This window comes from Kluyvera sp. Awk 3 (assembly GCF_028069715.1).
GTDB lineage: Bacteria > Pseudomonadota > Gammaproteobacteria > Enterobacterales > Enterobacteriaceae > Kluyvera > Kluyvera georgiana_A.
The window spans coordinates 1-13,340 of sequence record NZ_JANEWH010000124.1 but is presented as its reverse complement, the minus strand read 5'-3'; the positions used below and the strand labels follow the sequence as shown (position 1 = coordinate 13,340).

General features: G+C 53.5%; 18 protein-coding genes. 8 read left to right on the top strand and 10 right to left on the bottom strand.

Annotated elements, in window-relative coordinates:
* Positions 1 to 251 precede the first annotated feature (251 nt).
* Positions 252 to 1,553: a GGDEF domain-containing protein gene (locus tag NNN71_RS19915; RefSeq protein ID WP_271459172.1), complete on the top strand. Its 1,302-nt coding sequence runs from the start codon at positions 252 to 254 to the stop codon at positions 1,551 to 1,553.
* Between the two features lie 105 nt (positions 1,554 to 1,658).
* A complete protein-coding gene (locus tag NNN71_RS19910; RefSeq protein ID WP_065356340.1) occupies positions 1,659 to 2,294 on the top strand; it encodes a carbonic anhydrase in 636 nt (211 codons plus the stop codon).
* Positions 2,295 to 2,569: 275 nt separating this feature from the next.
* Here the strand turns inward: NNN71_RS19910 and NNN71_RS19905 are convergent, their stop codons facing one another.
* The 3 genes from NNN71_RS19905 to NNN71_RS19895 are packed head-to-tail and all read right to left on the bottom strand — an operon-like array spanning position 2,570 to position 3,469.
* Entirely contained in the window at positions 2,570 to 2,752 is a 183-nt protein-coding gene (locus tag NNN71_RS19905; RefSeq protein WP_064546290.1) for a DUF1869 domain-containing protein, read from the bottom strand.
* Between the two features lie 5 nt (positions 2,753 to 2,757).
* Positions 2,758 to 3,111, bottom strand: a complete 354-nt coding sequence (locus tag NNN71_RS19900) for a DUF1971 domain-containing protein (protein ID WP_163448781.1) — start codon at positions 3,109 to 3,111, stop codon at positions 2,758 to 2,760.
* Between the two features lie 31 nt (positions 3,112 to 3,142).
* Positions 3,143 to 3,469: a DUF1971 domain-containing protein gene (locus NNN71_RS19895; protein WP_064546286.1), complete on the bottom strand. Its 327-nt coding sequence runs from the start codon at positions 3,467 to 3,469 to the stop codon at positions 3,143 to 3,145.
* A gap of 213 nt (positions 3,470 to 3,682) precedes the next feature.
* Here NNN71_RS19895 and NNN71_RS19890 point away from each other — a divergent pair, with 213 nt between their 5' ends.
* Both NNN71_RS19890 and NNN71_RS19885 read left to right on the top strand, forming a co-directional pair.
* On the top strand, positions 3,683 to 3,943 hold the full coding sequence (locus NNN71_RS19890) for a DUF2534 family protein (RefSeq protein ID WP_064546284.1): 261 nt from the start codon (positions 3,683 to 3,685) through the stop codon (positions 3,941 to 3,943).
* A 195-nt stretch (positions 3,944 to 4,138) separates the two neighbouring features.
* Positions 4,139 to 5,614, top strand: coding sequence for a GGDEF domain-containing protein (locus NNN71_RS19885; RefSeq protein ID WP_271459171.1), 1,476 nt, complete (start codon positions 4,139 to 4,141; stop codon positions 5,612 to 5,614).
* A 99-nt stretch (positions 5,615 to 5,713) separates the two neighbouring features.
* Here NNN71_RS19885 and NNN71_RS19880 read toward each other — a convergent pair whose 3' ends face one another.
* The gene (locus tag NNN71_RS19880; protein WP_100249921.1) at positions 5,714 to 5,818 is read right to left on the bottom strand and encodes a YoaK family small membrane protein; all 105 of its coding nucleotides are present in this window, start codon (positions 5,816 to 5,818) and stop codon (positions 5,714 to 5,716) included.
* Positions 5,819 to 5,864: 46 nt separating this feature from the next.
* Positions 5,865 to 6,884: a sensor domain-containing diguanylate cyclase gene (locus tag NNN71_RS19875; protein WP_167576155.1), complete on the bottom strand. Its 1,020-nt coding sequence runs from the start codon at positions 6,882 to 6,884 to the stop codon at positions 5,865 to 5,867.
* A 323-nt stretch (positions 6,885 to 7,207) separates the two neighbouring features.
* Between NNN71_RS19875 and NNN71_RS19870 the strand changes: the two genes are divergently transcribed.
* Positions 7,208 to 7,456, top strand: a complete 249-nt coding sequence (locus tag NNN71_RS19870) for a putative hemolysin (RefSeq protein WP_064546276.1) — start codon at positions 7,208 to 7,210, stop codon at positions 7,454 to 7,456.
* Positions 7,457 to 7,516: 60 nt separating this feature from the next.
* The gene (locus NNN71_RS19865; RefSeq protein ID WP_163448778.1) at positions 7,517 to 7,822 is read left to right on the top strand and encodes a hypothetical protein; all 306 of its coding nucleotides are present in this window, start codon (positions 7,517 to 7,519) and stop codon (positions 7,820 to 7,822) included.
* A 34-nt stretch (positions 7,823 to 7,856) separates the two neighbouring features.
* On the opposite strand, the gene NNN71_RS19860 is transcribed toward NNN71_RS19865, so the two are convergent.
* A complete protein-coding gene (locus NNN71_RS19860; RefSeq protein ID WP_271459170.1) occupies positions 7,857 to 8,201 on the bottom strand; it encodes a DUF488 domain-containing protein in 345 nt (114 codons plus the stop codon).
* 138 nt (positions 8,202 to 8,339) lie between these two features.
* On the opposite strand from NNN71_RS19860, the gene NNN71_RS19855 reads away from it, so the two are divergent.
* Positions 8,340 to 9,047 carry a CTP synthase C-terminal region-related (seleno)protein gene (locus tag NNN71_RS19855; protein WP_271459169.1) on the top strand — a complete coding sequence of 236 codons (708 nt, stop codon included), beginning with the start codon at positions 8,340 to 8,342 and terminating at the stop codon, positions 9,045 to 9,047.
* 50 nt (positions 9,048 to 9,097) lie between these two features.
* On the opposite strand, the gene NNN71_RS19850 is transcribed toward NNN71_RS19855, so the two are convergent.
* Positions 9,098 to 10,288: a CynX/NimT family MFS transporter gene (locus tag NNN71_RS19850; protein ID WP_271459168.1), complete on the bottom strand. Its 1,191-nt coding sequence runs from the start codon at positions 10,286 to 10,288 to the stop codon at positions 9,098 to 9,100.
* Between the two features lie 96 nt (positions 10,289 to 10,384).
* On the opposite strand from NNN71_RS19850, the gene NNN71_RS19845 reads away from it, so the two are divergent.
* Entirely contained in the window at positions 10,385 to 11,179 is a 795-nt protein-coding gene (locus NNN71_RS19845) for an AraC family transcriptional regulator (protein WP_271459173.1), read from the top strand.
* On the opposite strand, the gene NNN71_RS19840 is transcribed toward NNN71_RS19845, so the two are convergent.
* From NNN71_RS19840 to dgcJ, 3 genes are all read right to left on the bottom strand, one after another.
* Positions 11,163 to 11,609, bottom strand: a complete 447-nt coding sequence (locus NNN71_RS19840; protein ID WP_163448774.1) for a DUF441 domain-containing protein — start codon at positions 11,607 to 11,609, stop codon at positions 11,163 to 11,165. The two genes, NNN71_RS19845 and NNN71_RS19840, sit on opposite strands and share 17 nt — an antisense overlap.
* 215 nt (positions 11,610 to 11,824) lie before the next feature.
* On the bottom strand, positions 11,825 to 12,325 hold the full coding sequence (locus NNN71_RS19835; RefSeq protein ID WP_271459167.1) for a YbaK/prolyl-tRNA synthetase associated domain-containing protein: 501 nt from the start codon (positions 12,323 to 12,325) through the stop codon (positions 11,825 to 11,827).
* A gap of 20 nt (positions 12,326 to 12,345) precedes the next feature.
* Positions 12,346 to 13,340, bottom strand: a 995-nt coding sequence (gene dgcJ, locus NNN71_RS19830) for a diguanylate cyclase DgcJ (RefSeq protein ID WP_271459166.1), incomplete at its 5' end; no start/stop codon positions are given.

Here is a 13,340-nt window from a genome sequence, read left to right as displayed (position 1 = left end):
ATTTCAGACTGTGTTTGATGTTATGGTATCTACATCCGTCCTGGATGATGGTTAATGCGTCTACTTGCAACGAAAATTTTATAATATTGTGATGAATCACAGGGATATAAAAGGCAAGTCAATAATTAATTATTTTTAAATTCAAGGCTTGACTAAAGGTACTATTTTTTAGGATCTCAGTAGGCTATAACATATAGAGCTGTCATGGAGGACTCGAAATGAGCCTAAGCTGTTCCAGAATAAATAGTAGAATGAGCTTTTGTCTCATTGCCGCGTGCTTACTGCTTGCGGCGATGTTTATGTTAGCCGACTATCTCACAACCTTTAATATAGCTATCGCTGATATTTATTACCTGGTCTTTTCCGGGCTGTTGTTATTACTCGATGCAATTATCTTCTTCTTCATGTTTTTCCAGTTTCTCTGCAATAGAAAACTACTCTATGTTGCCATTCTGGGGCTCGGTTTTCTGGTTGCCGATATTTATTGGGTCGAGGCGCTAACGCTTATCCAACAACTCATTGCGTTATGCATCCCGTTGAAATCAATTACCAATGATTTAGCCATTTTCTATCTGTTTCGCCAGCTCACCATGATGTTGGCCATTCTGGTCGCACTCTTTTATGCGTATCGCATGAATCGTAACATCGCGCCTTCACGTAAAGACGAACTATGGGTACTCGTACTGGCTGGCATCTTCCTGCTGATGGCCATTCTGGCGCACAATTTATCCAGCTATAACCCGCAGATATCACTCAACCTGATTGGTACAACATCACTTAATGGTCGTAATGCGTGGAATAGCTATTATGGTGTCGCGATCGTTGCCGCCTGGTTTATCACGCTGTTGCTGGCTATCGTCATTACGCAACTGCGAAGCCTGTTATGGATGAGTATCGCGGTCTTCTGCGTTTCCAGCCTGTTTAGCAACCTTCTTCTGCTGAATCTCAGCGATTATAATTTCCCCGTCTGGTATCTCAGCCGCGGCATCGAAGTGGTTTGCACCTTTTTTGTGATTAATGTCCTGCTCTACGATATTTTCGTGATGCATAAAGAATCGACAATGCTGTCGAACCACGATCCGCTGACCGGCATCTATAATCGCGCCTATTTCTATAGGGAGCTACAGCTACTGCTGGCATCGCGGGAAGATATCAGTTTGATGATTCTGGATATTGATCACTTCAAACGTATCAACGACCGTTATGGGCATCCGGTAGGCGATGCGGTCATCAAAACCGTGGTGGACCTGGCGAAACGTTCCATCCGCGAATGCGATATTATTGCGCGCGTGGGTGGGGAAGAATTTGCCGTGCTGATGCGCAACGCGTCATCAGAAGTCGCCATGCAGGTGGCTGAGCGGATTCGCAGCAAGGTTGAGGAGGAGACGGCGAAACGTGCGCCTTACCGTACGCCGGAGCCCATGACCATCAGTATCGGTGTCTTTACCTCGTCAGATAAACACTTCACCGCGGATGAATGCATTTCGTTTGCCGACAGGGCGCTGTATGCGGCCAAAAATAGCGGTCGTAACAAGGTGATGACCAGTGCTTAACATGCGCATTAGCGTGAGAAGGGGCTTTTCCTTCTGCGTTCAAGTGGTAAACTGAAAATGTGATGTTAATCATGACCTGCGTAAAAACGAAAAAGAGATACTGCTATGCAACATATCATCGAAGGGTTCCTCAACTTTCAGAAAGAAGTTTTTCCTCAACGTAAGGAACTCTTCCGCAGCCTGGCATCCAGCCAGAACCCAAAAGCGCTGTTCATCTCCTGTTCAGACAGCCGCTTAGTTCCCGAACTGGTCACGCAACAAGAGCCGGGGCAACTGTTTGTCATCCGTAACGCCGGTAATATCGTGCCTTCTTTTGGTCCGGAACCGGGCGGGGTATCCGCGACTATTGAGTACGCGGTTGTTGCTTTGGGCGTAACGGATATTGTTATCTGCGGTCACTCTAACTGTGGCGCGATGAAAGCTATCGCCACCTGCCAGTGCCTGGAGCCGATGCCGGCTGTCTCCCACTGGCTGCGCTATTCCGATGCCGCCAAAGCGGTCGTCGAGAAGAAAACCTACGATAACGAGACCGACAAAGTTAACGCCATGGTCGAAGAAAACGTTATTGCTCAGTTGAATAATATCAAAACGCATCCGTCGGTGGCTGTGGGGCTGCGTGACCACGCGATCCGCCTGCACGGCTGGGTGTATGATATTGAAAGCGGCGAAATCCGCGCGCTGGACAAAAACAGCAAGACTTTCGTGTCGCTGGCCGATAACCCAGAGGTCTTTTTCGAGTAATCGGCAATAAGCGCCGTGTAATGCGGCGCTACGCGTTGCTGACCAGCTTCAGTTTTCCGCGTCTCGCTGAACGACGCGGAGCAGGGTTGGAAATCAGAAACAGAAAAGGGCGCCAGGCCATTGCATTATCCTCCCGCTATGACTGTTTTAACCATGGCAAAGTGGGAAGAAAGGGCGTTAAAACGAAAGTATGAATCCGTCGCTTGCGCTTGATTCATTCGGGTGAGAGCGAAAAAGGGAGCCTGAAGTGGCTCCCTTTTTGTATCGACACGGCGTTACCAGCCGCAAACGTCATGCTCGTTTTCGGTATCGTACGCGCGGACGGTATTGATCAGATCTTTCACCACATCCGCGGCAACATCCGGGACCAACAGCTCCATCGGCGTCTCGGTTTCATAATCGACGGAAATACCGTTGCTATTGTTGGTGACGGTTACCGTATAAGTTGCCTTACTCATTGTTGTTACCCCTTATGCGAATTAACCACTTTGCCCAGACCGGTGCCTTCAAGCGTCGCCTCAGGATCGGCAAAGAAGTCGATATTAAACCAGGTGTCGTCAGTCAGTAGCTCGATACGATGCCACTTCTGCGGCGGGGAAATGCCAAAGGATCCGGCTTCAATCACCACGTCGACGTCCGGTTCGCTGGCGTCGGCGTCAGGGAAGCCAAAGTAGCGCACGGCGCCTTGCATAACGGACAAGCGGCCATAGACGTGGGCTTTGGTATTGTGGTGGGTGAACAGGGCTTTCGGCGCGGTGTCTTTATTCCAGAACGGGGTCGAACGCGAATGAACAAAGTTCTCAGGAATACGTAACATGAATAATTCCTTACTCCAGTGGCCTGGAGTTCTATAGGGATTTCAGCACTTCAGCTTCAACAAAAAAGTCGATTTGAAAGACGGTATCGTCGGTCATTGTTTCGATGTAATGCCATTTTTCCGGTGGGAACACGCCAAAGTGACCGGTGTTGATGATCAGCTCGCTATCGGCCTCTGGTGACGTTTCACTGGCAAAACCGAGATAGCGGACGGCCCCCTGGTGTACCGACAGGCGGGGATAGACGCCCGGGCGGGTGCCTTTATCAAGATGGCGCTGAAAAATACCGGCAGGTGCGGTGTCTTTGTTCCAGAACGGAGTGGAACGGGTATGAATACAAGTGTGCGGAATGCGTAGCATGTTTTCCCCCTCTGTGTTGAGAGTATTAAAACACAAATTTGGACCGCTGTTGATTAGAAAATGCATTTTAAATACATCTTATGGCGGATGTTAAATAGTTGTTCTTTGTGCAAGGAACAACATCTAAATAACGCAACAATAAACATTCAATTTATGCTTCATTAATGTTACAAATACAGCAAAATATCGTGAGAACAGCGTCGGGAGGATGCGATGATTCTGGAGAAACTGCGGACGCCAAACGGCAAAAAATTCCTGCTGTCCGCTTTTGTGGTGTTTGTGATTGCCGCGGTGGTGGTTGGCCGTGCGACCTTTGGCGGCGTGGTGCGTGAATACAATCTGCCGTATGCCGACTGGACCACCAGCATGTTTGTGCTGCAAGGGGCGATGGTGTTTGTTTACAGCTGCATTTTCACGTTGTTGTTTGCGATTCCACTGGGCTTCTTCTTCTTAGGTTCGGATAACCAGCGTTAATCCTTTCGTGCGGGCATCACGCCTGCACGCGTATTTTCTTATTGTCTTTCCGGCAAGGAGCTGACACGATCAAAATTCACGCTTGCGGCAGATTTCATCCATACTGATCCACATACGTAATGAAGACGTACCGTGACGCTTAGGTTGATTGCGTGGGTGGCGTTTCAGGGATTAACCCATCGGTACGGAGTAGCAGTGAGAATTATTCAGGATAGTTTGCGTAAGAAGCAGTCGCTGCTGGCATCGGCCGCGATAACTTGTCTGCTGGTCTGTATTGCCCTCTTTTTTCTGTATCAACGTGCGCTTTCACAGGTCAGTGAAGGCGTCAACACGTTACAAAACCAGATGATGACGATATTTAATGATAACGAGCTGATGGCTGAGGCTGCTGGCGTGCGTTATCAGCAGATCAGTCGTCATGAATTGTGCGGCGATGCTGATATTTTTCATCCTCGCGACACGGCCTGGGGGATTAATGCCGACCCTGACACGTTAGCTCCTGACCGCGGCGCTCTGGTGACCAGAACACCGGAGTACAGTGCTCGCTGTATCTATGTCGCCGCGGAATACATTCGCGCAAAAGTGAAGGCGCTGAATCCGGATCTGCACGATATTCATCGTTATATTATCGCCAATGATGGTCGCTGGTTTTACTGGTTTAACCCCGCCGACTCGATACCTTTTAGTTTCTCGACCTCGCAAATGGCGCGCGACCCTCAGCGTTTTTTCAGCGAACCGGAAATGTTCTATGACCGCGTGCTGCAAAAAGGTATGCGAAAGAAGTCGCTGAGTTCGACCCGCTTATACGCTGATAAAATCACCGGCGACCGGGCCTACAGCGTGGTGAGCTACATCTACGATCTCTCCGAGGGGGAGCCGAGCAACCATATTATTGGTTATCTGGCCTACGATCTCTCACGCCCGGAGCTGGAGTACATGCTGCGTGAGGCGTTTAATGGCAAGGTGCCTGAAGGGCTGATTCTGGGGTATGAAAGTCGACAGAGCGGCGAAGTGCTGTGCATCGTCAATAACTGCCGCTGGCTGGACGATGCGCACTCTCATCCGGTTTCACGGCGTTATGAGATTAAATACGCATTACCCAGCTGGTTGTTTATCTCCCAGGAGCGCAACGCGTTGGGCGTGCTCGCGCTGGCGCCGGTGCTGCTCATCCTGCTGTTTATGTTAATACGTTATCATCTTAATCAAGCCGACCTGCGTTTTTACCGCGATCCGCTGACCGGGTGCTTCACGCGTAATATTTTCACCCTGATTCAGCAGCGATCGTTACCCTTTATGACGGTCATTTTGTTCGATTGTAATAAGTTTAAGGCGATTAACGACAGTTACGGCCATCAGGCAGGCGATCGCGCGCTGCAGGCGATTGCCGACTGTATGCTCAATGATGTGCGTGCCAACGATGACTGGGTGATTCGTAGCGGCGGCGATGAATTTGTCGTATTACTCAGTGACACCGATATTGCGCACGCGCATATGGTGGCACAACGTATTGCCGCCAGCATCGCCGTGTACCCGTTCAGTCCGCAGGGACACCCGGTACCGCTCTCGGTATCTTGGGGCGTGGCACCGTGCCTGGATTCGCTGGATGCGGCTATTCAGCAGGCAGATGCCCAGATGTATCAGATGAAGAAACGCCGGGGCGAGAGACGATAAGCCGACGCATGCGCGGCTTATCTAAGACTTACCACCAACCGAGCTGGACGCCGATGACGGTCACGATCGCGATGATTAGCATGATGATTGTGGTCTTTCTCATTGTGCTCCTCCCGGTAGCGCATAGCCGCCGATAAAAAACCACCCCAGAAAGATCACGGCAATAAAAAAGATAACGATGGGGAAGGCGATACCCAATCTCATGGTGATATCCTGATTCCTGTTATAGATAGCGCGTATGATACTGTAATTAGCTCACCCGCTGGGTGCTAATTTCCGGGCGATGGCGAAATTTTTTGTCGCGATACATCGCGCTATCGGCTGCCCGTAGCGCGCTATCCGGGTCCATTTGGCTCGGGTCAACGCTGATGACGCCAATGCTGGCGCCGGGATAGTGAATCAATACATCGCTCAGCAGGTAATCTCCCACCAGCAGCTGCCGCAGCGTCTCGGTAAACTGCGCGAGCTGCGCCGTCGAGCGTTCAAGGGTGGCGACCATAAACTCGTCCCCGCCCAATCGCCCAAGTTGGTCATCGGCCGAGATGCCTGACTTCAGGCGCTGGGCCACCTGCTGTAAGAACTCGTCGCCCGCCTGATGGCCATAGCTATCGTTGATCTTCTTGAAGTGATCGAGGTCAATAAACGCCAGAATCACCGAATGGTTGAGGTGCCTGGCCAGGGAAAACAGGGTCTCGAGATTTTCAAACACCGCGCGACGGTTTGGCAGCCCGGTGAGCGCATCGGTGTAGGAGTGATAAATCAGCGCGGCATTCGCCTCCTGCAACTGAGACACCAGCGATTCTTTCTCAATATAACGGGCAATGATGCTGGCAAACAGCTGAAGTACGTGCTCGCTGTTAAAGCTGAGCGGCTTCTGTTGCTTGCTGGCGGCGCACAGCGTGCCGTACAGCGAACCATCGGTCAGATGAATAGGCGTACTGAGGAAGGTGGTGATCCCCAGCGCTTTTGCCGCGTCGCAATCGCTCCAGCGGCCCGGCACGTTATCACTGTAAAAACAGTTGTCGTCCATGGCGCGTTTGCACAGCGTATCGCCCCACGGGACGGAGAGATTTTCGGGGATATCCATGTCACCGCTATTACGCGAGTAGACAATGTGCTGCAGGTCTGCCTGGGTATCAATTTTCGTCAGATAGGTCGATTCCATGTTGGTGACCAACTCAAGCATCTCAAGCAGTTGACGGACAAGGTTCTCTAGCGATTGTTCCGTGGCAAGTGTTTGCGATACTTTGGCAAGGATAATATCTGACATGGAAACGAGGGTCCCCTGGATTGGCAAAAGCAGTTATGGTGTGTGATCCTAAAACGAAATTGGACCTCCTGAATTTTATACATTATGTATCCAGAAGGTAAGCGCTACGTTATGAAAACGGACAAAACTGAGGGTATGCGCTTCTAATTACAGGTAAAAAAAGCCCCATCGGGGGAGATGGGGCAAAGTAACTCATTGATTATGGAATGTTCTGTTCTCTGGTCAGTTGAGAACGAGACGTACTTTACGTCTCAAAAGTGTAGTTAAAATGAAGAAATTATGGAGTTTAAAGCTAAACTTCAGCGTAAAACTAAGGAGAATTTATGCGTTCCCGCTATCTTTTACTGCTGCCTCTGCTCCTTGCCGGCTGTGCAAAGCAGGCTGAACCCGAGGCGCCGAAACCGCCGCAGGTGGGTATGGCAAATCCTGCTGCGGTTTACTGCCAGCAGAAGGGCGGAGAAAGTATTCCGCAGGTTAATTCACAGGGGCAATACAGCCTGTGTAAATTGCCAAACGGTGAAACCATTGAGGAATGGGCGCTGTGGCGTCGCGATCACCCGCAGAAACAATGACAGCAAGGCGCATATCCAGTACACTTCGTGACCAGGATTATTCTGATTAACGAGAGATGTATGTTTTCGCTTAAACCGGGCACCACCGCCATTATCATCGGTGCTCGTACAACGGCTGGTCGCGCCAATATTGGTAAAAGCGTTGAGCTTTTTGCCCTGATTAACCCAGGTGAGCGTTGCCTGAATCCGGTCAACGGCGTGATGACCGAGTTAGCCGCCGACGCGCCGCGCGCGCTGTGGCTGGTGACCGGAGAAGTCAGTGCCGGTGAAGGTCAGCACGGATTTGCGTTTGTCCGTTCCGAGTATTTGCTGCCGTTGACGCCGGATGCGCTGCCCGCGCACGAACGCGAAGCGCTGGTGGAATAAACGCGACGCCGTCAGACGCCGCGCGAGGGGGGAGTTAGAGGTTTTTCAACCAGTCGGCGAGCACGCGCGCATGGTTTTGCGCCGTGTTCGCGGCGGCGTAAACCAGCGTCACTCCCTGCTTCTGTGCAATGTTCGCCAGGCGACGTCCATCCTCCAGATGATGGGATAGTTCATCGCGGTAGTGTTGGCAGAAGCAGGCAAAATCGATCACCTCGCCGTGAAACGCTTTGCGCAGTTCGGCGGACGGGGCAAGGGTTTTACACCACTCATCGTAGATGAGATCTTCCTTTTTGATGCCGCGTGGCCACAGTCTATCAACCAGAACACGGTAGCCGTCATCGGATGCGGCGTCTTCATATACGCGTTTACACTGGATCATATCCTTCCTCCCTTTATCCTCTTTGACCATACCACAAACTTTGGTTGGGTACGCTAGCCGGGTATTGCTATTGCGCGCGGACATCGCTAATCTGAGGCTCCTTATGCCATACGTCACGTCTGCCCATAAGGACCCATCATGGAAAACTCTGCTGTAACTCCCACTCTTCGTATTGCACTGGTTGGCGACTATAACGCCGATGTTATCGCGCATCAGGCTATTCCGCTGGCGATTGATGACGCCGCTGCGGTGCTGGAATTGCCCGTTGAATACCGCTGGCTGGCAACGCGTGATGTGAAAAGTACCGACGATCTCGCCGAATTTGACGCTATCTGGCTGGTTCCTGCCAGCCCTTATGAGAATACTGAAGGCGCGTTGACCGCCGTGCGCTATGCGCGTGAAAACAGCGTGCCATTCCTCGGCACCTGCGGCGGTTTTCAGCACGCCATACTGGAATACGCGCGTAACGTGATGGGCTGGGAAGATGCGGCTCACGCGGAAACTGACAGCGAAGGACGGATGGTGATTGCGCCGCTTACCTGCTCGCTGGTGGAAAAAAGCGATACCATCGAGCTGCGCGCCAATACGTTAATTGCCCGTGCCTATGGGCGTGACAGTATTGAAGAGGGGTATCACTGCAACTACGGGATTGCCGACGACTTCGCCGCTGAACTGGAAGCGCAGCCGCTGCGAGTGACGGGCTGGGATGATAACGGAGATATTCGCGCGGTGGAGCTGGTGACGCATCCGTTCTTCGTGGCGACGTTATTCCAGCACGAGCGCAACGCACTGGCGGGGCGTCCGGCACCGCTGGTGCAGGCGTTCCTGCACGCCGCCGCGCAGTAAAATAGACTCCAGTAGGCCGGATGGCGGCTACGCCTTATCCGGCCTACCTATCAGCGGCTACCGATGTTAATTTCTCTATCGCGTCCGGCCAGCCCGCCGAACAACGCCATCACCAGCGCAATGGCTGCGACGGCCATCAGCGAGAGATGCCATGCCCCGGTAGCATCATGCATTTTCCCCATCAGCGGCGGCCCGCAAGCCGCCAGCAGATAGCCAACGGCCTGCGCCATGCCCGAGAGCGCCGCGGCCTGGTGCGCCGAGCTGGCGCGCAGCCCGATAAAGGTCAGCCCCAGAATCATCGTCGCACCGGATCCGAAACCGAAAATCACCGTCCACAGCGCCGCCTGCGACGGGAAAATCCAGTAACCCAGGGCGCTCACCGCGCACATCAGCGCGACGGTAATGGCGATCCCTCGCTGATCCTTGAGGCGATGCAGGATCAACGGAATAGCAAAACCGGGCGCGGCGGTTGCCAACTGGAGCAGCCCGTGCAGAGAGCCGGCCTGCGCTTCGCTGTAGCCCTGACTCATTAAAATGGTTGGCAGCCAGCCGATAATCACGTAGTAAACCAGCGAGTTCAGCCCGAGGAAGAGAGTGACCTGCCAGGCTAATGCTGAACGCCAGATCCCACGGTTGTGCATCGCGCCGCTGCTGGAAAGTGCAGTCGCTTTCGAGGCTCGCCATTGTGGCAGCCAGAACAGCAGCGCCAGTAACGGGAAGGCGATGAGCATCAACAGCGCGCCGCGCCAGCCGAAGCCGCTCAGCGCAATTGGCACCACCAGCGCTGAACCCATCGCGGCAGCGGCCCCCATGGTGACGGAATAGGCCCCGGTCATTTTGGCCACCTGACTGGCGAAATCCCGTTTAATCAGCCCTGGCAGCAGGACGTTGCCTAGCGCAATCCCGCAGCCAATAATGGCGGTACCAATAAACATCAGCGTGATAGAGGGCAGGGAGCGTACGACGATCCCGGCGCATATCAACAGCATGGCGATAAACAGGCTGCGTTCCATGCCAAAGCGGCGGGCAATTCCCGCCGCCAGCGGCGACACCAGGCCAAAGGCCAGCAGCGGAAGGGTGGTTAATAGCCCGGTCTGCGCGGTGGTCAGGCCATATTCAGCGCGAATGGCGTCGAGCAGCGGTGCCGCGCCGGTGAAGGTGACGCGTAGCGTTGAGGCAATCAGTAAAATACCAACAATCAACAGCCAGCGGCGTTGTGAAGAAGCAACAGCGTCAGACATAGTGTTCTCAAGCAGAAAATTGAGAGACTACGATACCCGGTTTAGCTTGCGTTTAAATCAAGCTAAAATGACAGATTATCGCTAAATTCGGACAAAATAATGCTCGGACTCGGTTTAAGCGGCTATCACCCGGACAGTCACGATGACGCGGCGGTGGCGTTTGGCATACAGGTTGTTGAGGGGGAGCAGTACATCCCCGTTCATCAGCACCGTAAGGGGCAGTTGATTCTGGCGCTGCGCGGAGCGATTACCTGCGAGGTGGAGAACGCTATGTGGATGGTACCGCCGCAGTTTGCGGTATGGATCCCAGGCGAAGTACCGCACAGCAACCGCGCCACACCGCAGGCGGAGCTGTGCTTTTTGTTTATCGAGCCTGGCGCCGCGCGAATGCCGGCCCACAGCTGTACGTTGAAAATTTCGCCATTGGTGCGTGAGCTGATTCTGACACTGGCCGAGCGCAATGAAGCCGTACGTCAGACGCCGGAAACTCAGCGCCTGATACAGGTGCTTTTTGACGAGTTGCCGCAGCAGCCGGAACAACAGCTACAGCTGCCGGTATCGGCGCATCCGAAAATTCGCCTGATGGTCGAGACCATGGAAGCGGAACCGGCACAGTGGCAGACGCTGGCGCAGTGGGCCAGCCGTTTTGCCATGAGCGAGCGTAACCTGGCGCGGCTGGTGGTAAAAGAGACCGGGCTTAACTTTCGTCGCTGGCGGCATCAGTTGCAGTTAATCCTCGCGCTACAGATGCTGGTGCGTGGTCTTAGCGTCCAGCAGGTCGCGCTGTCGCTCGGCTACGATTCGACCACGGCGTTTATCACCATGTTCCGCAAAGGGTTAGGGCAAACGCCAGGTCGTTATCTGGCGGCGCTGACTACGACTTCCCAATAAGCAGCGACACCAGCCCGGCAGCAATCAGCGGCCCCACCGGCACGCCGCGAAACAGCGCCACGCCAAGTACGGTGCCGATCAATAAACCCGCCACCAGATGGGGTTGACTGCCCATCAGCGTCACGCCGCGCCCGCCAAGCCAGGAGACAAATATACCGACGGCGATAGCGACCAATGATTTCCAGTTGCCGAATGAATGGATTAGCGTGCTGGCGGGCAGAGCGCCGCTGGCGATCGGCGCCATGACGCTAATGGTGAGAATGATAATACCGATACTCAGCCCCTGTTTTTCCACCCATGGGAAAAAGGCACTCAGTGGCGTAACGCGGATAATGATCAGAACCAAAATAGAGACAGCGACGGTGGTGTTATGGCTGACGAAGCCGAGCGCAGCCAGACCCAGGAGGATCAGCAGGGTGGTATCGAGCATAGAGCGGTAATCCTTGCCAAAAAGGGAAAAAACAGCCTAACCGTAGCCCTGGCGAGTCGCTTATATTGACCCCGGTTCAAACGCCGGCATCGTTACGCTTGGCCGGGCTACGTGTTTACATTGCTCTACTGTACGCAAGAAAAGTGTGTAACGCTAATACGACGTCCGGCACGGGCCTGCATCAACGCAGATTGAAGGCTCGCCGGCTCGTAGCATCAGGACTGACGGCGGAAGGCGACCAGCTCCGGCTGGGCAATACGCAGGTAGTCGGCGGTGTTGAGAATGACCGATTTCTCTAGGCTACCGGCGTTAAAGGCTATCTCGTTAAAGCGCTCAAACAGCAGCGGGTCGGCAATGAGTCGCAGGGCGCGATGAAAGCTAAAGGGCGGGATAGCGCCAAAAACGCAGGCGGTCAGCGCGTCCACTTCGGCGGGGCTTGCCAGCGAGGCCTTCAGGCCGCCGACATACTGCGCGAGGCGCGACAGATCGGCCTGCTGGTCCGCGGCGAGGATCGCCAGTATGTGCTGGTTCACGCCGTTGCCCTTCACCTTGCACACCAGCGCTTTGGCCCCCTGACCCAACGCGGTGCCGCGTATTTCTGACACGGCTTCACATTTTCCTACCGCTTCATGCTCCATGACCCGATAACGCGCCTGCTGCTCATCAAGCAGGGCCAACAACCGCTGGTGGATATTGGGTGATACTGGCTCAATCATGTTTTTCTCCCCTAATGCTGTCAGGTGTGGTGATGGCGCTGCTTCTTTTGCTGGTACAGACGTTGGTCGGCAATTTCCATCGCGCCGTCGAGATTGTCCCCGACGCACATTTTATAGGCGCCCCACGAGAAGCTGACGCGGTTATCGTCGTCGATAAGCGCCAGTTGCTCCTTGATTCGCTGTGGAATTAACTGCGCGTCCTTCTCGTCGTAGTCCACCAGAATAATGCAGAACTCGTCGCCGCCAAGACGCACGGCATAGTCGCTTTTGCGTACCGTCGCGGAGATGGCCTGCGCCAGCATGATGATCGCCCGGTCGCCTTCGTTGTGTCCCCAGGTGTCATTAATGTGCTTCAGTTTGTCGAGATCCAGCGCGATGATCACGACGCTCGCGCCCTGTTCGGTCAGCCGCTGAAGGCGCATGCTTTGCACCGGTGAGAGGATTTTACGGTTATACAACCCGGTGAGCGAATCGCTGATGTTCTCTTTGCTGACCATCCGATAAAGGCGGAAATGGGTGCGTACCAGGTGCAGCAGTACTGCTGTCGTTAGCAGGTAGAAGAGGAACAGTTTCCAGGAGCTGAGCAGGAAATACATCACGTCCAGCGACAGCACCACGTGCATGTTTTCCGCCAGCGGGCGCGAGTAGTTGACGTAGCTCAGCAAATGCGCCGCGCTGCGATGGACCTCGATATTGGCGTTGTTGTCGGAATCGGTAAACGAAATATCGAGGTAACGCCAGACCAGCGGGCGATCGCGGGTGTAAAAAATTTCTCGCATATCCTGATGGGACAGGTCGACCATGACAATACCTTTCAACTGTTCCTGGCGATAAACCGGCGTCAGAAAAGTTAAGATATTCTTACGAGTGAAGGTGTCGACATAAATACTGGAGACCACCGTACGGCCAAGAAATAAATTCTCCAGACTGGCCGATGAAATTCCCAGACGTGCGCCATAAAGAAAATTCCAGCTGGTTAAAGTTGGGTCTTTAATTACGACTGGTGAATTAAAAT